The organism is Kitasatospora kazusensis (assembly GCF_039529945.1).
Classification (GTDB): Bacteria; Actinomycetota; Actinomycetes; order Streptomycetales; family Streptomycetaceae; genus Kitasatospora; species Kitasatospora kazusensis.
Window position 1 is genome coordinate 18,942 of sequence record NZ_BAAANT010000008.1, and the last position, 19,054, is coordinate 37,995.

The window sequence follows — 19,054 nt, forward strand, 5'->3', positions numbered from 1 at the left end:
GGCGGGTGAAGGGAGGGCGGGGCTACAGGGCGAGGGCGGCGGCCTGGGCCTGCCACAGCCGCAGCCCGGCCGGTGCGCCCGGAGGGGCGGGGGCGAACTCGGCGGCGAGGCGGTCGAACAGCGCGCGCCGCTCGTCGGCGGTGAGCCGCTGCACGTGCTCGGCGTCACGGGCGTTCATCTGCGCCGAAGTCGCGGGGTTCGCACCGTAGTTGACGAGCGACACGTCGCCGTGGTCGAGGTCCACGTCGAGGATGTCGCGCTGCGAGTAGTCCGGTGACCACTGCTGCGAGCGGACCCAGAACGCGAACGACATCTCGTCGAGATCACCCCTCGACATCGCGGAGCGCAGCGCCGCCACGTCGGGGTTGGCCGGGTCGAGGTCGGCGTCGGTGTGCAGGCCGGTCGAGTCCTCGGCCAGCCGCAGCGTGCCCGACTTCGTGCGGGCCAGCGTCATGCCGGAGTGATTGAGCAGGAACGGCACGTCGGCATTGTCGGCGAGCGTGCGGGTGAAGGCACCGGCGCGCACCACTTCGGTGAACGGGCCGAGCCAGTCCTGCATTTCGTATCCGGTCTCGGTGACGCAGGCGTACCCCTCGAAGTGAAGGACTTCGCCGCCGGTCCCGTTCGGCTTCGATCGCAGCTCGACGCCACGGAACGGCATCGACCGGCGCTCGATCGCGGAAGGCTGGGTGTTGCGGGCGCTGAAATCCATCACGGCTCCATTCCTGACGCAGCGTCGGATTTGGCCGAAGCGGCGCCCGGGTCGGCGCCGTCGGCTTTCGGGGACGCCGAGGAATTCAGCGGCGCGTTGATGTCGGCACCCTTGCCGTCGGGCAGCGGGGCGAGGTTCTCCCGCGCGCGGATCTCGTCCTGCGTCATGATCCCGGCCGTCCTGGCCTGGGTGTAGACGGCGAAACGCCCGGCGGTGTCGGTCCTAAGCAGCGCGTCGAGGTCGAACGCCGCCACGTGCGGGCGGGGCAGCATCGCGGACCATGCATCTTCGAAAAGCCCGGTCCACGCTTCGAGGGTGTAGCGCAGGAATCCGAGGCTCTGCTGCTCAATTCCCGTACCCCATGAGGTGGTGCGGTCGACCTGGCCGAGCATGTGCGGGGGCACCCCGAAAAGCATGGCGATATCGAGGTTTTGGGCCTGCCGGGTTCCCAGAAATTGGGCGTCTTCGGGGCTGACGCTGATCGGCTTGAACTGGGCGCCGCCGCTCAACACGCCGATTGCGTGGGCGTTTTGCAGTCCGGCATGTGAGGCGGTGAAACTCTCCTTGAGCGCGCGGGCGCGTTCCTTGTCGAGATCCCCGGGCACTTCGAGGATGCCGCTCATGTGGGCGCCGTTGCCGAAGAACCTGCCGCCGAATTCCTCCGCCGCGAGCCCCAGGGAGATGGCGTTGCGGGCGTAGGCGATCAGGCTCATTCCGGTGGCGGCCTCGGGGTGGGACATGCCCATCAGGTGCACGATGTTCTCGGTCGGTACCGGCTTGCGGTTGATCTGGTAGACGCGCTGCCCGGATCCGTCCGGGGCCCAGCCGCAGCGCACCCGGTCGGGGTGGAGCACCTGCAGGCGGGTCGGGCGGCCGAGCGTGTCGCGGGCCAGGACCAGGCAGTACCCGTTGCCGCGCAGCAGCAGCGACACCATGAGCTGGCCGAAGCCGACCCGGCGGGAGGGGTAGGCGGTGTTGTTGGTGCCGCCGAACGGGTCGCCGACGATGATCGGGGCCGGGTCGATGTTCTCGCGCAGGGGCCCGCGCATCCGGATCGCGTCGAACGGCAGGCCAGCAACCTTGGTCGAGAGGATCCGCACGCACGCGGCGACCGCGAGCAGGCTCATGGCGGTGTCCTCGGTGACCGGGACGCCGGAGGGGGTGAACGCGGCCAACGATCCGTTGGACGGGATCGCCCACGGGTCGCCGGCCGAGGACTGCGGGGCGTAGAAGCGCCGCTCGGGGCGGGTGCGAGAGGCGCGGCGGAGCAGGCTCACCGGTCGATCACCCACCCGGCTAGCAGCAGGGCGGCGCCGGCCACGACCAGGCCGGCGATCGGGCACCAGCACCAGGCGGCGGCGTCGAGGGTGACCAGGCCGGCCGCGTCGAGCAGGTCGGAGAGCTGTTGGCGGGAGAGGCGCAGTCGCACGGCGCACCACCCCCTCGGCTCACAGGTCGGCCCAGCTCCAGAAATGCGGAGCGGGCGGGCGTTCGGGGGTCTGCACGGCGCGCTCAAGCGCCATGACGGCGGCGACCGCGAGGTCGATACGCCGGGCGCTGTGCCGGTGTTCCTTGGCCAGGCGCGATCCGCGGGCGTCGACCTTGATCGCGCAGTTGGCGAGGTGGCGGGCGAGCGCGGGGTGCCCGGAGTGGGTCAACTGGGCGTTGGTGGTGGCCTCGTAGAACCGCGCCGTGGCCGGCGACATCCGCGACGGCGACTGCGGGAACTCGACGATCGGCAAGCCCTCGTCTTCGAGAATTTGGTACGTGCGGGCCCACCGGTAGGGGTCACAGACGATCTCGCGGACCTGCCAGCGCTTGCAGGCGGCCCGGATCGCGTCCTCGACTTCGAGGATCGGCACCCGCCACTCGCCGACCAGCGTCTCGGGGCGCTCCCACGCGGCGACGACATCGACGTGCGGCAGCTCGCCGTCATCGTCCGGGCAGGAGACGACCACCAGCGCGGTCGAGTCGCCGTTGTACGACCCGTCGAAACCCAAGCAGACCTCGACACCGTCGGGTATCGGCCCGGGGCGCTCGCACGCCTCCCAGGAACCAGCCGGCAGCCACCGCTCGGCGACCGTCGTCCACATCCCCAGGTGGTAGCGCACCCACTCGTGACGGGCGATCTGATAGAACCGCGCCGCCACGTCCGGCACGCTCAGGAAGCGGTCGGCGGCCGGGTTGGCGTCCCGGATCGCCCGGTGCAACCGGTCCTGAAAGCCGGGGCTGTCGGGGTCGGTGAGGTCGTACCGGTCTTCCGGGCAGCCCCAGATCACGCACAGGAACTCGGGGTCGTCGATCTCGCCCGCGTTCACCTTGAGCCCGTACTCGTGCAACTTGCCGGCGAACGAGTCGAGGTCGGCCCCGGGGGTAGTGGTGTTGACCACCAGCGAACCGGCCCTCTTGGCCGCCCCGTTGGCGATCACCAGGTGCACCCGCCCCTTGTTGCCGGTCCATTCGTGGATCTCGTCGGCGAAGAACGCGCTTGGCCTCTGGCCGTCGTTCGTTCCGGCGACGGCCGCCACCTTGTAGGCCCGGCCGGGGCCGCCGGCGACCTGCACCTCACCCTCGAAGGTGTTGAACAGCCGCGCGAGGGTGGGCGATTCGTCGATCGAGGTCCGCAGATCGCCGAACAGGATCTCGGCCTGGTCGTACGAGGCGGCGGCCACCGGGATGACGGCCGACCGCTGGGTCGCCAGCAGGTACGCAGCAACCCAACTGGCAATCGGCGTCTTGCCGTTGCCTTTCGGAACTTCGAGCAGCGCGCGGCGGTAGCGGCGGGTGCCGTCCGGCCGCAGCTCGAACAGCATGATCAAAAACAGTTTCTGGAACAGCTCCAGCCGCACGGGCTGCCCGAACTTGTCGCCCTCCCCGTAGCGGCAGTGCCGTTCGATCCACCGGATCACCTTCGGGCCGTCGCTCGGCGCGGTGGTCAGCGGCGGGGCCGACAGCGGCACCGGGACGGAGTCCGGCCACGGCAGCACCTCAGCCGGTGAGGAGTGAGCGCGGGTCGTCATCGGCGCTCACCCCCTCGGCGTCGATGTCGGCCGCCAGGTCGGCGAGCGAGGTCTGCGCCTCGGCGAGCTTCACCCCGAGCCGCAGCCGGGCCAGCGGGCCGATCCCGAGCTGAGCCTCGTCGGCCCGCACGCTGGCCTCGATCTTGTACGCGAGGTCGTACAAGGGGTTCGCCTTGGGCTGGCCGGTCGAGCCGATGGTCACCGGCTCGGCGTCTGCAAGGCTCAGGATCCGGTGATACCGGTCCAAGTTGCGGGCCCACCGCACGGCGAGGGAGGTGTCGGCCGGGCGGACTACGCCGGCGACCACGTCACCCCAGTAGGAGCACCAGGCGGCCAGGGCATCGGCACCCAACACCGGCGGGTCCGGAATGGCACCAGTGGGCGCCGAAACGGCGCCCAGGTCACGCGCGTTGCGGCGCTGCCGCTGCTCCGCCGGCTTCGGCAACGGGCCCGGCATCCCACCACCTCCGCCGTCCAGCTCGTGTCAGATAGGGGCTGTACCGATTCGCCGTCGAGGCGACGAAATGAGACTGCGCGTGGGAGCATGGATCTGTGAGTAATCTCATAACTACAACGAAGGGGAGGTGAGTTGACATGGCGTTGCCTTGGGCAGAGATCAGCACCGCGGTGGCTGCAACGGCTGCGACCGCGACAGGCGCCGCAGTGTCCAGGTCGGCACGCGCTGTGGTCCGCGCGCTCTTTCACAACGTCCGAACGACTACGGTCCTCGTCCGCAAACCCGATGGCAGCGTCACAGAACTGAGCGCTACGGCGGCACTCACCCCTGAGCAGTTCGAACGGCTCCTCAGAGTCGTAAACGCCGACACGAGCGCCACAGGGACCGAGGCACACCCTGGTGAGCCGTCCAGCAGTTCAGGACCTCGCACAGGGGAGCGTGACGGAAAGTGACTATCGAGCCTACTCGCGGCACCCTGGTCGATGTACCTGGGAAGACGCTGGCGCCACCGGTCGAGGTCGCCAAGGTGACACCACTCTTCCGCCTCGTCTTCTTCTCAGTGTTGGGGCTGACAATTGCGTGCCTTGTCGCCTCCGTATGGATCACCGTTGCGGTAAAGAACCCGAATGACCAGGCAAAGCAGCTGCTTGATAACTTGGCGACGATTGAGAAGCTGGGATTTGGCGGCATCCTCGGGCTACTCGGCGGCAAGTCCTCCGCGCTGTAGAGCCTGGCCGAAAAAGAGCTCGGAACCCGTACAGAAAACTTTGGGGCGGGGGGCCGGGTCCGTAGATGATCATGCGCGCGACTTCTACCCACCCCCCGGTATGCGGCCACGACGGGGGTCTGCACTCACGCAGTGTGACTTTCCCTGGTGAGGGGTTACCGGTTGTGCTTGCGCGCGTTGCACGAGCGGCAGAGCACTGCCAGGTTGGCTGTCTCGTCGCTGCCGCCAGCGGACTTCGGCACCACGTGGTCGGCGGTCAGGTCGGTGGAGGCGTGGGCCGCGACTCCCCAGCCGGGGCACCAACTGCCGTACTGGGTACGGTGCTTGGCCACCACGGCGGCGGCGGTGCGGCGGTAGGCCGAGCCGTAACCGCGCTTCGAGGCACTGCCCCGGCGTTGGTCCTGCTGGGCCTGCCACTCGGTCTGGTGGGTGTTGCACCGGCTCGGGTTGCGGGTGAGGGTGCCGCACACCAGGCAGGGGCGTGGTCGCCGCATCTCACCCCCTGGTGGTCGTCCGGTCCCGGTGGGGTGGATCCCGGACATGCGAAAGACCCGCCACCGAGAAGTTGGTGACGGGTCGGAAGTTCGTGGAATCCGGGCACGCCGGAAGCGCTTCGAACTTTAGATCACGATTGGGCAACGGCGCAAGTCTGTTCGGTGTCGGCGCGGCGTCATGGGGCGGCAGGGCCGGAGGTAGGGCATTGACCGGCGGCCGGTCGAGCACAGGTGCATCTGGTGACTGGCGACCTGCTGGCATCGGAGAGAGGCTGATGGTGTCGCGAAGGTGGTGATCCGAATGGGCGGCTGCGGGTGGTTAGCAACGACGCTTGACCGGGACATGTTGGGTGCTGGGCTGGGCCCCGAGTGGCAGGCCGAGCGGCTCATGAAACGACGGGATGACCCTGCGGGCATAGAGGAAGTGGCCAGGGAGCTTGGCGGTCGCATGTTCGTTCACTACATCCCTGACTATGCCTTGCAAAGCTTCGCGGGCCGGGAGGACCTGAGATGGAAAATGTGGGTCACTCCAACCCCCTACTCTTCCGAGGAGGCAATTGACTATCTCCGGCTGCCGTTTCCTCATATTCCGCGACGGTACGTCCTGCTGATTGACCCGCGCGAGCTTGACGGGCCAATTCTTGGACCCAAGCTCGTCCGACAGGGCGGAGGGAGTGTCGAGTACCTGCTTCCTAACGGTGCCCCCTTGAAGGCGGTTGCCGAGGGATGGATGGTGCGCTTGCGATGAGGGACAACGATCAGGACTGGGGAAAAGAAATTTGGGGCAGGTTCGAGGAGTGTGAGGGCGTTGCGCAGGTGCCGGCCCCCTATGACTGGTTGACCGACGAGTCGGATCGGCACGGCGGGACCGAGTACACGCGCTACCGCTACGACGACACGGTAGATCTGCATCGCTTTGTATCTGTCTATGTAGTGCCGAAGGATCTAGCTTACGGCGGTGCGTTGATCGAGGTCCACGCCAGTATCAGTAACAATATTGGCGATTCCCACGATCAGGTAATTGCCAGTGGTGAGATGGACAGTCCGCGGCGCCTGCTCCCTGTTTTGGTGTCTGCAATCGAAGCGGCAGAATCAATGAATCCTGCCGACCTAGATGAGCCGGGAAGGATTCGCCGGCCTCACGCACGTAGCGCAGAGACCGGCTAGGGCAGCGACTCGGATATCGCCAGTGACGAGCTGACTAGTACAATGCTCGTCCGAGCGCACTGACTAGGGCTGGCAACCCGGCTACCTCCCAGACACGCCGACTCCGCTCGTCGATTGCTACGGGAGCAGGGCACCTAGGCCCGGTTTGGCAGGTGACCCGGGGAGGCTTCCCGCCAGCGGTGTGCAGGATCAGCTCGCCATCGCACCACGGGCATGGCCGCCCCTCGACGGGGGTCTCGCGCTCGTCGAGTTCGAGCGCTCGGAGCACCAAGCGCTCGCACTGGCGGGCGACGCGGATCGTCTCGTGCCGCAGGTGCTCGGGAAGCCGGGCGAACAGGGCGGGTGCCGGACTGCCGTCGAGGTGCCGCTCGGGCGCGGTGTCCTCGTCGAGGAGACGGCCCTCGACCCACAGGGCGGCGAAGTGGAGCCCGTGGCGGCGGCTGCCCGGGTCGGTGGGGCTGCGGAAGCGCCAGCGGCGGGGGTCGGCGGCGTCGGCCGCGTCGTCGGCCCACACCTCGGGCCGTCCCGGGCTCGACACCAGGCGGCGGCCGATCGGGCGCTGCGCGGCGGCGGCGAGGGTATCGGCCAGGTCGAACAGCAGACCCTCGACGCGTACGGCGGCGTCGAGCGCGGTCAGGTTGGCTGGCGCCGGGTGCTGGCGAAGGGTCAACGGCGCGCGGTCGGCGACGAGCAGGTCGGCCTCGGCGGCCTGCTGCTGGGCGAGATGGGTGGAGAGCTGGGCGGGCGGCCAGGTGGCGGCGGGTGGGGTTTCGATGGCGATCAGCAGCGCGGCCCACTCGGTGCGGACGGTGCGCAGCTGGTCGGCGGCTCGGTAGATGTCGGCGGGCTGGTACACGGTGCGCTCTCTCCGGTCTGGTGCGGGTGGAACGGGGTTGGTGGGCCTGGGCGCCCCTCTGCGGCGTACGGGGGCGCCCAGGCCGGTCAGGGGGCCGCCGTCCGTCGGGTGACGGGTTCGAGGCGGCGGGCGGCGCGGGCGAGCGCGAGGCCGTCGAGCAACTGGGCGGCGAGCAGCGCCTCGTACGCCTGCCCGTCCGGCACGGCCGTGGTGGCGGCGCGCAGTCGGGCGAGTTCGGCCTCGGCCCGTCGGCCGCGCTGCGCCCTGACCACCGCGCGGCGAAGCGCCCGGCGCATCACGTGCAAGTAGCGTCGGCCGTCGTCGGCGATCCGGCTCCACTCGGCGCACCACTCCCGGTACTCCGCCAGATCGCGGATCCCGGCGCGCAGGATCGCGGCCTCGGCCGGCAGCAGGCTGCCGCGCTCGGCCCGCTCGACCAGGTGCAGCAGCACGGTGACATCGGCGCGGTCCGGGGCGCTCATCGGATCCCCCGGCCGTGGGCGACGGTGCGCGCCTGCGGCTTGCCGCCGTCGCGCGGGATCGGCGGGCGGCTCATCAGCCGCTCGACGCCGTCGAGCCGCTCCTCGGGGCCGCTGTCCCGCTGACCGGCCGCCGTGGGGCGCGGGCGCTGCGCCCGGGACGGCTCCAGCCGGCGGAGCGCGGTCCACGCGCCGTGGCCGGTGTGCTCCTCGATGTCGACCGTGGCGCCGGCCCCGGCCAGTTGCCGGGCGACCTTGTCGAGGCGGCGCCGGTCGGTGGTCTGGAACAGGGTCGGCCGGGTGGTGCTCGGCCACGTCGCGGTGAGCCGGTAGGAGGTCTGGTTGTGGGTGCTGTTGGTGCGGGCGCGGCGGCGGTGGCGAGGGGTCATGCGGCACTCTCCTTGCGGTCGAGCCGGGCGGCGGCGGCCTCTCGGCGGCTGGGGTGGACGGTTGCGCGGCGGTGCCAGCTCCCGGCGCGGTCGGGTCCGCGGTTGGTGCGGCGCCGGCACTGCTCGCCGACCGGGGCGCGGCACCACGGGCAGACGACGGACAGCTCGTCGGGTCGGCCCTCGCTGGTGGCGGCCTCCCGGGCGGCCTTCGCCGGGCGGTAGGGCCGCAGTGCGTCGGCGGCCCCGACCGGGAGCGGACTGCCCGCAGCGGCGATCCGGGCGGCGACTTCGGCGTGCGGCGCGCCGCTGGTCAGCTCCCGGGAGGCGCTCGGCGCCGCCCGGCCGGTGGCGACCGCCTCGCGCTGCGCCCGGATCGCGGCCTGCCACCCGGCGACATCGTCGGGGTCCACCGGCGGTGCCGGGTCGGTGTGGCGGGCGAGCAGCGAGCGGCGGTGCGCGATCCACGGCCGGGTGACATCGACGGCCAGGATCGGGAACGGCGACTCGGTCACGTGCTGGCGCACCACGGCGGCGGCGTCCCAGCCGTCCGGCGCCGTGGCCGGTACATCGCGCAACAGGTCGCACCAGCGCCGCAGTTGCTCGCCGGCCTCGTCCTGGTTGCTGTTGGCGGTGCGCGGGTCAAGCTCGGCGACGTAGGCCAGCAGCGCGGCAACCTCGTTCGGCGTCATCAGGCGTTCCCCCCTTGGGTGTTGAGTTCGGCGAGCGCGGCCTGCAACAGCTCGGCGTTGCGCCCGGCGCGGGTGCCGCCGCTACCGCCGGCGCCGCCGGGCACGGCCCGAAGCTGCGGGCCGGTGCGCTCGCGGGCGATCCACTGCCGCCAGTCGGCCCGCCACTGCTCGGCCGTCCGGGCCGGAGTGTCGGCCCGGTGGGCCAGCCACTTGGCAGTGGCCCCGTCGATGCCGTCGATGCCGAGGCGCTGCAAGTGCCCGGTGACACCGGCCCAGCCGATCAGCGCGTCGTCGGGCTGCCAGTCGGCGGGCAGAGCGAAGCGGGCAGCAGAGGCAGGGGCTTCGCGCGCGCCCGCGCGCTGCTCCCACTCAGTTCCCGTTCTCTCCCGTTCACTCAGGTTCTGGGGTGCTGATTCCGCACCCCCGCCCATGCAGCTTTCGCACCCCCGCCCTGCCGTTTCCGCACCCCCGGGGGTGCAGTTCTTGCATGCGCTGCTCGCGCCGGGTGCCGATTCGGCACCCCCGCCCATGCAGCTTTCGCACCCCCGCCCTGCCGTTTCCGCACCCCCGCCGGTGCCGATTCCGCACCCCTCACCAGGCTGCTCGGGGCTCTCGGGCTCGGCCGGCTCGGCGGCTCCGGGCACCCAGCCAACGGCCCGCGGGAGGCGATAGACGCGTTCGCCGCGCGGCCCGCGCCGCCCCTCGACGACCTCAAGCTCGCCGAGCGCGAGGGCCCGGTCGACGGCGGTCACGACGGTGCGCTCGCCGGCCCCGGTGCGCCCGGCCAGCGAGCGGGTGCTGCCGTAGGCCAGGCACTCGGGCCCGGTGACGTGGTCGGCCAGCGACAGCATCACCAGCCGGGCGGTGCCGCGCGTGCGGGACCGCTCCCAGACCCAATCCCGGGCGGAAAGACTCACCGTGCTTACTCCTCGCGGAAGTTGAGAGAATCAGGGGATGTGCCAAGCCGGTCCGGTCAGCCGGACGGGAGTAGAGGCCCAGTGCGGTCGAGCAGCAACCGCAGTGCGTAGGCCGCCTGTTGGGGCACCACGCCGTTGCCGAGCGCGTGCAGCTGGGCGGGCCGGCCGAGCCCCGGAACGCCGGTCACGTGGCCGTCGGGCAGGCCCATGAGCCACTCGACGAACCGAGGGCTCAGGCGTCCTCGATCGTCAGTTGGCCCGGGAGCGGGACGGGTGAACTCCTCCCACCGCGTGACCGCCGAGCCATAGGCGCCCCAATCCGGTACGCCGCCGACGACAGGGTCAAGTCCCCCTTGCTGCCGTGCTGGTTCGGGCTTCCCTTGGTCCCGTCGCTCGCCCGAGGAGTCGGCAGCAGGTGCTCGACCTCGTCCGCGAGCGTCGGCCCGTGCCCGCCGGCCTTGCGCTTGTCCGGGTGCTGCGTCCCGCCGTTCACCCCCAGCTGCGCCGTCGGCGTCTTCAACAACCGCACCCGCGACCGCAGAGTGTCCGCCCGCGGACCGTCGATCCGACCGGGCCCGCTGGCCTCCGACGCCGTCGGCGTCGGCAGCAACCGCACCGCCAGACCGAGCGGCAGCCCCGAGTCGCTGGCCGTCCCGTGCCGCTCGCGCATCCTGGCCCGCCGGGCGAGCCAGCGCTCGGGCGAGATCGCGTCCTGCACGAACCCCGCCGTCGGCGTCGGCAGCAGGCCAGGCCAGGATGAACAGCCGCTTGCGCTGGTGGGCCGCGCCGACATCGGACGCACGTACACACACCCATTCCGCATCCCACCCGAGACGGGCAAGGTCGGCGAGGACGGCGTCGAATCCCAGGGAAAGGTGCCCTGAGACGTTCTCAAACAGTGCGATCCTGGGTCGTAGTACCCCAAGGGCATGGGCGATGTACGGCCAGATGTGCCGGTCATCTTCAGTTCCCTTCCGGCGTCCCGCCGTGCTGAACGGCTGGCACGGATACCCGCCGGTGAGGATGTCGACCGGCTCGACCGCCGCCCAGTCCACGGCCGTCAGGTCGCCGAGATTGGGGATGTCGGGCCAGTGGTGGGAGAGGATGCGCTGCGCCCCGCGGTCGATGTCCGAATGCCAGACCACCGACCCGCCGAGCACCTGCTGCACGCCCATGTCGAGGCCGCCGTAACCACTGCACAGCGACCCGATCCGAAGCTCGCCGCTCACTCGGCCACCGCCAAGGCGTCGAGCTGCCCGAGGCCGGGCCCGATCTCGGGCGAACCGGCCGCAGGTGCCGAGCGGCGCGGGCGGCGCACCGGCTCGACGGTGTCGCGGTAAGGCACGGCGCCGCCGTCGAGGGCGAGCTGCGCGGGGCCGGACGTGGCGGGCCAGGCGACGTGGTCGAGGGCGCACCGCTGGCCGGCGGGCACCTCGGCCAGCGGGGCGCCGAGCCAGTCGTGCCCCATCGCGGCGAGCGTGAACGCGTCGGCCTGGTTGTCGTCGGCGACCGGCACCCGGTAGGTGCGGCGCACGGCGGCGACCACGGCGGCCTTGCTGGCGTTGCCCCTGCCGGTGGCGTACTTCGCCCGCGCGGTCGGCGCGACCACCGCGACCGGGATCTCACGGTGCATCAGGGCGTCGACCACCAGCCACCACAGCCCGGCCCGGTCCCAGGCCGATCCGGTCGTGCGGCTGTACGCCGGACCCTCGACGACCACCAGGTCGCAACGGCCGACCAGCGCGACCACACCGCCGGCGAGGCGGTGCAGCCGGGTGCCGCGCGTGAGGAACGAGTCGTCCCGGTGACCGCTGCTGGCCACCGTGCGGGCCCAGTTGGCCCCGGCCACGCCGGACCCGGTCAGGGACAGGTCGAGGCCGCACACCCTCGGCCGCGTCACGCCGCACCCGCCATGGGCTCGGCCGGGCGGGCGCCCGGCTTGGTACGGCCGATGCCGGCGACCAGGTCGAGGTGCCACTGCGGCTGGCCGGCGGCGTGCGCCTGCCGCCACACCTCCCGCGCCTCCTCGGTGGTGGTGGCCACGGTGGCGGCGCCGATGAACAGCACGCCCGGCCGCGCCGCCTGCGCGTCGGGCTGGCTGACTCGACTCATTGATCGGACTCCAGTTCGATTACGCGGCGCCCAGCGACGGTCTGCGCCGCGAGGGCGCGCAACTGGTCGGCGAGCGCGACGGACGTGCGCCAGGTCAGATCGGCGGCGAGCAGGCCGCCGACCGCCGGCAGTGTGTCGAGCAGGTCGGCGCGGCGGCGCTCCAACGTCTGCCGGATCCCGTGGCGCGCGTCGTCGCGGACAGCGTCGAGCGCGGCAGCGGCGGACTCCCGGCCGTACTCGGTCGCCCGCGGGTCGCCCCGGCGGGAACGGTGGCGGTCGGCGGCCTCGGCCAGCTCGCGCAGCAGCACGGCGACGCCCTGCTCGTCGGCGGCGAACGCCAACGCGACCGCGTCGAGCAGCCGCTCGGCCGCGTCGGTGGCGTCGACCCGGACGGTGTGCCGGTCGGGGTGAAGGTGGGCGCGGATCATCGGACCCTCACGTACAGCCGCTGGCGGCCGTCGGCCTCCGGCTGGGCCTTCGAGACCCGGGTGACGGTGAGCGGGGAAGCCGACCGGAGAGCGGCGAGGACGGCCTCGACGAGGTCGGGTTCGGCAGTGATCCGGATGTCCCCGGCGGGGCTGTTGGTCATCGGACGCCCCGGGGGACGAGGTCGGCCGGGCCGGAGGCGGGCCGACCGGCGGGCTGCACCTCGTGCATCGCCCGGATCGCCTGTAGGTGCTGCTCGCCGAACCGGACGTACTTGCCGTACTTCTCGTGGGGAATCCGCCTGATGTTCCGGCGCAGCCACGTCTCGGGAAGGCCCAGAACCTCCGCAGCGCCGGCGTAGTCGAGTAGGGCGACCATTCACGCTCCTTCGAGTCCGCTTGTGTCACTTCCGTGCGATGGCGTGACGCTACACGTCCGTATTCGCGAACGCGAATGACTTTTTCATGACGCGTCGTGACCGTTCGGCAAGCGTCCGTGAAAAATGGCGTGTTCGCGTCCGTGCTGACGCCCGAAGATGTGCCATTACCTGATGTTGACTGTTAGCCTCGTTCGCGAACGCGGTCGGGAGTGGTCTGGACCCGACCGTCAGTACTCCGGCGTTGCCACAGCGTCGGGGGAAGCGTGCGAAGGGAACCGGGGATGACCACGGGCACAACGGGCAGCGATGCCCTGACGCAGATGGTGCGTTCCGCGCTGGATCGGCAAGACATGACCTATCAGGCGCTCGCGGCTCTGTGCGTCGATCCCGAGACCAGTGAGCATGTCGGCCAGACCTGGTTGCACAAGTTGGTCAAGGGCAACGTGACCCGGGCGCCGGAGGCGCGCGTACTGCGCGCCTTGGCCGTGGGGCTCGGTCTGCCACTCCCGCAGGTGCAGAGGGCCGCAGCCGCGCAGTGGTTGGAGTACACCAGCGCCGAGCTGTCTGAGCTGCCCGAGGACATGCGGGCCATCATCGGCCACCTTGAGGGCATGCAGCCGGAAGACCTGTCCCGGGCGCGGGCAGTGATTGAAGCGCTCAGTTCAAGGCTCAACGAGTCCTCGCCGGATGCGTCCTAGTTGGTCCCTATACACACCCCCTCTGGATTCGATCGTCCTAGCACCACCGCGAGCGCGGGCGTATGGTCGAACAGGCGTTTGGGCAGGTGGGCGCAGCAGCCGGGGGACGGCCGCGCGCTGCCCGGAAGAGGGGGATTGAGTGAACAGAGCCACCCACGAGCTGACGGAACTCGACGAGGGCGTTCCGCTCATGCTGGTGGTGCTGCACGGCCGACTCGTGATCGTGGGAGACCCCCGGATCGTGTCGGCGGAACAACTGGCGCAGCACACTGCGGACGTCCGGACGTGGATGGCCGGAGGAGTGGACGCCAGCCGGGCGGCGGACGTGCTGGCCGGCCAGATAGAGAACCTGATCAAGGGTGGACCCCTCGCCCTGCCTGCCGAATAAGCGGTGCCGCAGGTCACGCCGAATCGCACTGGCGTCGGCGTGACCTGTGATCCCGCCACTGATCACCGCGGCCAGAGGTGCCGCAGAATCTCCTCGCGAAGCCGCTTGATCAGCTGATCGTGGTTGGTGAGGTCCTCGACAGGCAGACGGACCACTGGGACTCCACAGCGTTGCCACTGCAAGTCGCGGTTACGGTCGTCGGCGTAGCGGCGGGCTTGGCGGTGGTGAGGACCGTCGACTTCGAAGATGACGATGCGGCCGTTCCCGAAGACGGTGATGTCGGGAGTCCAGGTATGGCCGGCCCTCAGGCGTACTCCTGGCAGAGGCGCGATCGCGATGGTCCTGTCCTCCGGAGTCACCGTCGTCTGGATCTCCTTGAGCGCAAGGTAGACGGTGCGCTCCTCCTGGCTGGCCAGGGCGAGTCCGTCCTCGGTGAGGACGCTTGGGCCGGTGCGCTCTCGACGAGCCTGGTTTGTGGGGCGTGCGGCAGCAAGAGACTTGTACTGCGCTCGCCAGTCCTCGCCGACTTCGGGCAAGGCGTCCCTGATCAATAGGTGGTATGCGTTCCGGAAGCCACGACGCCGAGCGACCTCAAGGAACGCATCCTGAATGAGCTCGTGCACGTCGTCGGTGAACAGCGGGGACATGTGAGGCTCGACCAGAAGGATGAAGGCCAAGCTTGGACCCCCAAAGCCCCCCTCGGTGACCTCGGTGTCAAGTCCGGTGGCGTCCAAGAGCAGTCGCCAGGCTTCATGGTGGCCACGACGTTCAAGCAAGGCCACTGTCTGCCCGAGGACCATGTCCAGCTCCCACGCCTCTTCTTCCTCGATCCCCATCTGATCAGGATGGCAGCACGCACCGGCTTCTGGGAGTCAACTCCCCTAAGTCATCACACAAGTGCCCCCGGACCGATCGCGATCCGGGGCACTGTGCTGCCAGGGTCAGGGTCAGGCGGCCTCGGCGAGGTCCGCGCGGGCTAGCACCACGTCGGCCGGAGGGGCAACCAGGGTGAGGCTGAACGCGGCGTCCACGGCGGTGATCACCTCCTCGTCGAGGGTGGAGAGCAGGTGCCCGTACTCGTCCACCGTCGTCTGGATCGACTCGTGGCCCAACCGTGCTTGGAGCGCCGGCAGCGGGAGCCTGCCCGCGATCATCCACGAGGCGTGCGTGTGCCGCAGGTCGTGCATGCGGGGCGACTTGGTCAGCCCCTCCTCCTGGGCCATCGCGATGGCCGGCAACCACCGCTGGCGCCGGAAGCCCACCGGGAGCCACGCGCCGCCCTGCGGCGCGAGGAACAGAAGGCCGTCCGCCGCCTTGCCCCGGGCCGCGAGCTGGACGATCTCACTCTGACGTGCCGTCAGGACGATGGTGCGCCGCGACTTCTTCGTCTTCGGCGGCCCCATGTACCGCGCACCGTTCTCGTCGAGCTTCCACGTCCGCTGGATCCGCAGCGCCGGGCGCCCGTTGCGCCGGACGATGTCCCGCTTCTGCAAGGCGGACAGCTCGCCCCACCGGATGCCAGTCCCGACCGCAAGCTCGACCAGGTCGGCGGCATCGGCCTTCAAGTGCTTGTGGATGAGGGCGTACTCCCAGTGCTCCAGGAAGCACATCTCATCGGCGTCGGTGTCGTCCGTGCGCGGCAGTCGGGTGCCATCGCACGGATTGGCCGCGCGCAGGTCGGCCACGACGGCGGCCTTCATGATGCTCGACAGCAGGCCGTGCTCGTCCCGGATGGTCTTCGCCCGGTGCTTGCGGCGCTTGCGCGCACCCTCGGGCGGGTGCGGCCCCCAGCGCCCCGCTCCGAGGTCGTTGACCCACAACTTGATCGCGTCGCTCGTGATGGACAGCTCGCCGTCGGCGACCGAGAAGTCGCGGAACCACGGAACCATGCTGTGCTCGATCATCTTCCGGTACTTCGCCTTGGTGCCGCCCTGCACGCCGGTCAGCAGATCGACGAACTTGAGCGCGTACGCCTCGAACATCGTCTCGGGGTCGACCTCGGCCTCGGGCTCGGCCGGCGTCTCCTCGACGAACCCGCGGCCCCGGATCCAGCCGGGCGGCCACTGCTGGCCGAAGCCGTCAACGAGGTTCTGGAAGCGCTCGGCGCTGTCGATGTCGTCGAACTTCTCGGACTCCTGCTTGGCGGTGCGAGCCCCGCCGTCACGCCAGGTGACCGTGTACGTGATGCCGCCGTCTTTGCGTTCGCGAACGCGAATGGATGCCATGTGACGAATCTACCCCGGCCGTGCTGACACCGGTGCTGTAATTTCGGCGGGCAAACAGAAGGGGCTGACCCGCTTTCGCAGGTCAGCCCCTGTGTGGTGCTGGCGGAGGATACGAGATTCGAACTCGTGAGGGGTTGCCCCCAACACGCTTTCCAACTGTTCGTCCGGGGATCCAGGCCCGTTCATTGGGGTTCTGACCTGCGGCGCACCGTCTCGAAGGTAGGGCTCTGGACGGCGCTGAACGGAGACGAATGCAACTGGAACTGCAACTGTCCCGGCGCCCGTCGGCCCTGGCCTGCGCTGCGCTGATATCGGCCTCCGGCCGATCCGGCAGTGCCGCGCCCGCTTCGCTCCGTCCGAACTGGCGAGGTGGATTGCCCTCCGCCCGTCGGCGTGGCTTCCAGCCGCGCGGATGCCCCGGCGGGGGCTCCTCCGGACCCCGCCCCTGTCGGCTCGTTCAGCACCGAGGTCGCTCTAGCCGGGCAGACCGAGCTCCTTCAGATACGTGAGGCGAGCGTTTATCCCAGCTGCGAAGTGCCTCCAGTCGAGACCCTCCACCAGCTCGATGGGCTTCGGATTCTCGGCTGAGGATGTGACGAAGCACGCGGAGTCGTAGAGCTGCTCGCCCAGCAGCCGCTCGCAGAAGATGCCGAAACGGTCCTGGTAAGAGGTGCCGTGCCAGATCTCGTCGGCAGGCAAGGCTCCCTCGGCGATCTTGACAGGCCGCCGAGAGCCTTCGCCGTCCTGCATGATGAAGAAGTAGCCGAGCCAGGGCTTTTCCTTCGGGAACAGCTCCGCGAGGGCGGCTCGGCGGAGGTCAACCGCACTACCGAGCGCCTCTTCGACTCGGTTGTTGTAGTTGTTGCTGTAGGACGGCCCTCCCAGCGCCTTCATTTCGAAGGCCGCGACCAGCACGTTCTCGTGGACGACCACAAGGTCCCACTGCTTCTGCGGGCGGTAGTAGCCGGGCAGCTCCAAGCCCTGAGATTTGGTGACGCGGATACTCTCCGGCGGGTAGCCGGCCTCCAGGAAGAACTTCGACAAGAGGACCGTGATCGCATCGAAGTGCTTGCCGCCGCGCACTGACCCAGCAGTGCCAGCGCCGACCACGTTCTTGATCGCAGATTGCTCGTCCTGCAACTGCTTGGCTCCCCAGTACGCCGCTATGGCGTCCTCGAAGTCCTGACGGGTAACCGCCAAGGTCCGTTCCTCCCTAATCAGGCAGCTCGGTGAGTCCATAGACGCGAAGGGCAACCTCCGTGGCGGCCTTCACGTCACGCTTGTCGAATGCTTCGGCAAGCGCAGCCCGGTCAGTCTCGCGGATGGTCGCAGGGTCGGGCACGCGAATCTTGCGCAAGTACTGCGCCTGGAACCGAAGGGTTCCCCCTCGCATCTTGACCGCGTACGCCTCCACGAAGGCCTCCGCGACCTTGGATAGGAGCAACCCACCGAGCACTCGCATGTCCCAGACATCCGAGACGATGAAATACAGGTTGTGGTGAGGGTACAGCCCACCCTCGTCGATGACCGGATGGATCGTCAGTTTCATGTCTGGGAAGAGGAGTTTGGGCTTGGCCGTCAGTCGGTGGTCGACCTTGTCGATAGTCTTGTACCAGCGTTCCGGCTGCTTGACCGCCACGTACCTCTTGCGCAGTGCGTCGCCGTGCTTACGGAAGTAAGCCGAGAGCAGTGGGTAGCGGGTCAGGTCGACCAACTCACCCTGGGCGTTCCACGGGTTGACCAGGTAGGAGCCGTTCCAGTGGATGGTGCCGCTAGTGGTATCGCGGACCATGGCCATCGGCAAAAGCCGGTCCTCCTCGACGAGCTTCTCGTCATCGGTGATGAAGACCTTGTCCGCGCCCGTGGCGATGCCGATGCCGACGCGGGTTCCCGTCGTCTCGTCCTCCAGCAGGCCGAAGCGCTCACTGAGATCTTCGAGGACAGCGAGCCTGGCCGGTGAAGCAGACGGCCACGAGTCCTCTCGGGGGAACCAGTGCGGCAGGCGGGCGGCCTGCAGGGCGTTGGTCGTGACCGGTTCCGGGGAGCTGCTTTGGTACCAGGCGAGGAACTTGCGGGCCTGGGCTTCCCCGAAGATACGGGTCGTGTCGGCAGCGACGGCGCTGCTCTGCTCCCTGCGTGAGATGATCGTGATCGCGGGATAGGCCGAGACCTGATCCTGGAAAGCGTCCACGTCGTGCATGGCCAAGGCCAGGTCCATGCTGAAACGGCGCGTGACCAGCTGTCGCAGCTTGCGGCCGTACTGGTTCCGCATCCAGCGGTCGGCGCAGATGAATCCGAGCTGACCGCCCGGCTTGAGACTCCGCAGGGCCACCTCGTAGAAGCCGATGTAGATATCGGCCCGACCACCCATCGTGGAGCAGGCGCCCCGGTAGGCGTCCATTCGCTTGCTGGGGACATCCTCAAGCCGGATGTAGGGCGGGTTGCCGACGACGATGTCCGCGAGGTGCGCTGAATCCGGCTGAAGCAGGTAGTCGCCTGGCTTCACCCAGCCGGCCGCCACCTGCCGGGCATCCTCACGCCCCCACCCGTCGGCGTAAAGCTTCTGTTCGACGAGTCCGCGACTCAGCGCGACATTGCGCTCCAGCAGGTCAAAGGCATGGAGCGCTTCCGCTGCATCGGAGATCGGGCGCCCATGGGCTCGGCAGGAGGCACTGATCCGTGAGGCGATCACGCCGAGGAACGCCCCTGCTCCGCAGGCAGGCTCGACGACCGTCAACTCCGAGAGGTCCTTGTCGGGCGTATAGCCGAGGAGGTCAAGGATCAGCTCGACCACCCAGCGCCGCGTGAAGACCTCACCATGCTCGACTGCCTCCGACGGGAGGTCGGGGAGAGTTGGATGGTCGGCGCCGAAGAGGGTTAGAGCTGTCACGACTCGACACTACAGGGGCCCCTGCGGTG

Annotated in this window: 25 protein-coding genes; 4 read left to right on the plus strand and 21 right to left on the minus strand. The window is 69.6% G+C overall.

Going from position 1 to position 19,054, the window contains the following annotated elements; genetic code table 11:
• Window positions 1-22: 22 nt before the first annotated feature.
• The 5 genes from ABD330_RS09140 to ABD330_RS09160 all read right to left on the minus strand — a co-directional run bounded on the left by ABD330_RS09140 (window position 23) and on the right by ABD330_RS09160 (window position 4,189).
• On the minus strand, window positions 23-712 hold the full coding sequence (locus tag ABD330_RS09140; protein WP_344462765.1) for an HK97 family phage prohead protease: 690 nt from the start codon (window positions 710-712) through the stop codon (window positions 23-25).
• On the minus strand, window positions 712-1,989 hold the full coding sequence (locus ABD330_RS09145) for a phage portal protein (protein WP_344462767.1): 1,278 nt from the start codon (window positions 1,987-1,989) through the stop codon (window positions 712-714). Before ABD330_RS09145 ends, ABD330_RS09140 begins: the two co-directional genes overlap by 1 nt.
• Complete coding sequence (locus ABD330_RS09150; protein ID WP_344462769.1) at window positions 1,986-2,141, minus strand: hypothetical protein; 156 nt, start codon at window positions 2,139-2,141, stop codon at window positions 1,986-1,988. Before ABD330_RS09150 ends, ABD330_RS09145 begins: the two co-directional genes overlap by 4 nt.
• A gap of 19 nt (window positions 2,142-2,160) precedes the next feature.
• Window positions 2,161-3,561 (minus strand): terminase TerL endonuclease subunit, encoded by a 1,401-nt coding sequence (locus tag ABD330_RS09155; protein WP_344462771.1) that lies wholly within the window; start codon window positions 3,559-3,561, stop codon window positions 2,161-2,163.
• A gap of 139 nt (window positions 3,562-3,700) precedes the next feature.
• Window positions 3,701-4,189, minus strand: a complete 489-nt coding sequence (locus ABD330_RS09160) for a phage terminase small subunit (protein WP_344462773.1) — start codon at window positions 4,187-4,189, stop codon at window positions 3,701-3,703.
• A 448-nt stretch (window positions 4,190-4,637) separates the two neighbouring features.
• On the opposite strand from ABD330_RS09160, the gene ABD330_RS09165 reads away from it, so the two are divergent.
• Window positions 4,638-4,916 carry a hypothetical protein gene (locus ABD330_RS09165; RefSeq protein WP_344462775.1) on the plus strand — a complete coding sequence of 93 codons (279 nt, stop codon included), beginning with the start codon at window positions 4,638-4,640 and terminating at the stop codon, window positions 4,914-4,916.
• A 155-nt stretch (window positions 4,917-5,071) separates the two neighbouring features.
• On the opposite strand, the gene ABD330_RS09170 is transcribed toward ABD330_RS09165, so the two are convergent.
• Entirely contained in the window at window positions 5,072-5,410 is a 339-nt protein-coding gene (locus tag ABD330_RS09170; protein WP_344462777.1) for an HNH endonuclease signature motif containing protein, read from the minus strand.
• Window positions 5,411-6,154: 744 nt separating this feature from the next.
• Between ABD330_RS09170 and ABD330_RS09175 the strand changes: the two genes are divergently transcribed.
• Window positions 6,155-6,577, plus strand: a complete 423-nt coding sequence (locus ABD330_RS09175; protein WP_344462779.1) for a hypothetical protein — start codon at window positions 6,155-6,157, stop codon at window positions 6,575-6,577.
• A gap of 34 nt (window positions 6,578-6,611) precedes the next feature.
• On the opposite strand, the gene ABD330_RS09180 is transcribed toward ABD330_RS09175, so the two are convergent.
• The 11 genes from ABD330_RS09180 to ABD330_RS09230 all read right to left on the minus strand — a co-directional run bounded on the left by ABD330_RS09180 (window position 6,612) and on the right by ABD330_RS09230 (window position 12,823).
• Entirely contained in the window at window positions 6,612-7,433 is an 822-nt protein-coding gene (locus ABD330_RS09180) for a hypothetical protein (protein ID WP_344462781.1), read from the minus strand.
• Between the two features lie 86 nt (window positions 7,434-7,519).
• Window positions 7,520-7,915 carry a hypothetical protein gene (locus ABD330_RS09185; RefSeq protein WP_344462783.1) on the minus strand — a complete coding sequence of 132 codons (396 nt, stop codon included), beginning with the start codon at window positions 7,913-7,915 and terminating at the stop codon, window positions 7,520-7,522.
• Complete coding sequence (locus ABD330_RS09190) at window positions 7,912-8,301, minus strand: hypothetical protein (protein WP_344462785.1); 390 nt, start codon at window positions 8,299-8,301, stop codon at window positions 7,912-7,914. The genes ABD330_RS09185 and ABD330_RS09190 overlap by 4 nt, the downstream gene beginning before the upstream one ends.
• Window positions 8,298-8,990: a zinc finger domain-containing protein gene (locus tag ABD330_RS09195; protein WP_344462787.1), complete on the minus strand. Its 693-nt coding sequence runs from the start codon at window positions 8,988-8,990 to the stop codon at window positions 8,298-8,300. Before ABD330_RS09195 ends, ABD330_RS09190 begins: the two co-directional genes overlap by 4 nt.
• Window positions 8,990-9,844 carry a hypothetical protein gene (locus tag ABD330_RS09200; RefSeq protein ID WP_344462789.1) on the minus strand — a complete coding sequence of 285 codons (855 nt, stop codon included), beginning with the start codon at window positions 9,842-9,844 and terminating at the stop codon, window positions 8,990-8,992. The genes ABD330_RS09195 and ABD330_RS09200 overlap by 1 nt, the downstream gene beginning before the upstream one ends.
• A gap of 119 nt (window positions 9,845-9,963) precedes the next feature.
• The gene (locus tag ABD330_RS09205; RefSeq protein ID WP_344462791.1) at window positions 9,964-11,136 is read right to left on the minus strand and encodes a DNA cytosine methyltransferase; all 1,173 of its coding nucleotides are present in this window, start codon (window positions 11,134-11,136) and stop codon (window positions 9,964-9,966) included.
• Entirely contained in the window at window positions 11,133-11,807 is a 675-nt protein-coding gene (locus tag ABD330_RS09210) for a hypothetical protein (RefSeq protein ID WP_344462793.1), read from the minus strand. Before ABD330_RS09210 ends, ABD330_RS09205 begins: the two co-directional genes overlap by 4 nt.
• Window positions 11,804-12,019 (minus strand): hypothetical protein, encoded by a 216-nt coding sequence (locus ABD330_RS09215; RefSeq protein WP_344462795.1) that lies wholly within the window; start codon window positions 12,017-12,019, stop codon window positions 11,804-11,806. The genes ABD330_RS09210 and ABD330_RS09215 overlap by 4 nt, the downstream gene beginning before the upstream one ends.
• The gene (locus ABD330_RS09220) at window positions 12,016-12,447 is read right to left on the minus strand and encodes a hypothetical protein (protein WP_344462797.1); all 432 of its coding nucleotides are present in this window, start codon (window positions 12,445-12,447) and stop codon (window positions 12,016-12,018) included. Before ABD330_RS09220 ends, ABD330_RS09215 begins: the two co-directional genes overlap by 4 nt.
• The gene (locus tag ABD330_RS09225; protein ID WP_344462799.1) at window positions 12,444-12,608 is read right to left on the minus strand and encodes a hypothetical protein; all 165 of its coding nucleotides are present in this window, start codon (window positions 12,606-12,608) and stop codon (window positions 12,444-12,446) included. Before ABD330_RS09225 ends, ABD330_RS09220 begins: the two co-directional genes overlap by 4 nt.
• Window positions 12,605-12,823 (minus strand): DNA-binding protein, encoded by a 219-nt coding sequence (locus ABD330_RS09230; protein WP_344462801.1) that lies wholly within the window; start codon window positions 12,821-12,823, stop codon window positions 12,605-12,607. The genes ABD330_RS09225 and ABD330_RS09230 overlap by 4 nt, the downstream gene beginning before the upstream one ends.
• Before the next feature lie 282 nt (window positions 12,824-13,105).
• Here ABD330_RS09230 and ABD330_RS09235 point away from each other — a divergent pair, with 282 nt between their 5' ends.
• Both ABD330_RS09235 and ABD330_RS09240 read left to right on the plus strand, forming a co-directional pair.
• A complete protein-coding gene (locus ABD330_RS09235; RefSeq protein WP_344462803.1) occupies window positions 13,106-13,522 on the plus strand; it encodes a hypothetical protein in 417 nt (138 codons plus the stop codon).
• A gap of 139 nt (window positions 13,523-13,661) precedes the next feature.
• Window positions 13,662-13,910, plus strand: coding sequence for a hypothetical protein (locus ABD330_RS09240; protein ID WP_344462805.1), 249 nt, complete (start codon window positions 13,662-13,664; stop codon window positions 13,908-13,910).
• A 62-nt stretch (window positions 13,911-13,972) separates the two neighbouring features.
• On the opposite strand, the gene ABD330_RS09245 is transcribed toward ABD330_RS09240, so the two are convergent.
• The 4 genes from ABD330_RS09245 to ABD330_RS09260 form a co-directional block, all read right to left on the minus strand.
• Entirely contained in the window at window positions 13,973-14,746 is a 774-nt protein-coding gene (locus tag ABD330_RS09245) for a hypothetical protein (protein ID WP_344462807.1), read from the minus strand.
• A 111-nt stretch (window positions 14,747-14,857) separates the two neighbouring features.
• Window positions 14,858-16,135 carry a tyrosine-type recombinase/integrase gene (locus ABD330_RS09250; protein WP_344462809.1) on the minus strand — a complete coding sequence of 426 codons (1,278 nt, stop codon included), beginning with the start codon at window positions 16,133-16,135 and terminating at the stop codon, window positions 14,858-14,860.
• Window positions 16,136-16,609: 474 nt separating this feature from the next.
• Window positions 16,610-17,335, minus strand: a complete 726-nt coding sequence (locus ABD330_RS09255) for a PaeR7I family type II restriction endonuclease (protein ID WP_344462811.1) — start codon at window positions 17,333-17,335, stop codon at window positions 16,610-16,612.
• 13 nt (window positions 17,336-17,348) lie between these two features.
• Window positions 17,349-19,025, minus strand: coding sequence for an Eco57I restriction-modification methylase domain-containing protein (locus ABD330_RS09260; RefSeq protein ID WP_344462813.1), 1,677 nt, complete (start codon window positions 19,023-19,025; stop codon window positions 17,349-17,351).
• Window positions 19,026-19,054 lie beyond the last annotated feature (29 nt).

Bases quoted from the DNA above. Each gene is read 5' to 3' on its own strand.
- ABD330_RS09140 (WP_344462765.1), bottom strand. From the start codon at position 712: ATGGATTTCAGCGCCCGCAACACCCAGCCTTCCGCGATCGAGCGCCGG.
- ABD330_RS09160 (WP_344462773.1), bottom strand. From the start codon at position 4,189: ATGCCGGGCCCGTTGCCGAAGCCGGCGGAGCAGCGGCAGCGCCGCAAC.
- ABD330_RS09170 (WP_344462777.1), bottom strand. From the start codon at position 5,410: ATGCGGCGACCACGCCCCTGCCTGGTGTGCGGCACCCTCACCCGCAAC.
- ABD330_RS09175 (WP_344462779.1), top strand. From the start codon at position 6,155: ATGAGGGACAACGATCAGGACTGGGGAAAAGAAATTTGGGGCAGGTTC.
- ABD330_RS09185 (WP_344462783.1), bottom strand. From the start codon at position 7,915: ATGAGCGCCCCGGACCGCGCCGATGTCACCGTGCTGCTGCACCTGGTC.
- ABD330_RS09190 (WP_344462785.1), bottom strand. From the start codon at position 8,301: ATGACCCCTCGCCACCGCCGCCGCGCCCGCACCAACAGCACCCACAAC.
- ABD330_RS09195 (WP_344462787.1), bottom strand. From the start codon at position 8,990: ATGACGCCGAACGAGGTTGCCGCGCTGCTGGCCTACGTCGCCGAGCTT.
- ABD330_RS09215 (WP_344462795.1), bottom strand. From the start codon at position 12,019: ATGAGTCGAGTCAGCCAGCCCGACGCGCAGGCGGCGCGGCCGGGCGTG.
- ABD330_RS09220 (WP_344462797.1), bottom strand. From the start codon at position 12,447: ATGATCCGCGCCCACCTTCACCCCGACCGGCACACCGTCCGGGTCGAC.
- ABD330_RS09225 (WP_344462799.1), bottom strand. From the start codon at position 12,608: ATGACCAACAGCCCCGCCGGGGACATCCGGATCACTGCCGAACCCGAC.
- ABD330_RS09230 (WP_344462801.1), bottom strand. From the start codon at position 12,823: ATGGTCGCCCTACTCGACTACGCCGGCGCTGCGGAGGTTCTGGGCCTT.
- ABD330_RS09235 (WP_344462803.1), top strand. From the start codon at position 13,106: ATGACCACGGGCACAACGGGCAGCGATGCCCTGACGCAGATGGTGCGT.
- ABD330_RS09245 (WP_344462807.1), bottom strand. From the start codon at position 14,746: ATGGGGATCGAGGAAGAAGAGGCGTGGGAGCTGGACATGGTCCTCGGG.
- ABD330_RS09250 (WP_344462809.1), bottom strand. From the start codon at position 16,135: ATGGCATCCATTCGCGTTCGCGAACGCAAAGACGGCGGCATCACGTAC.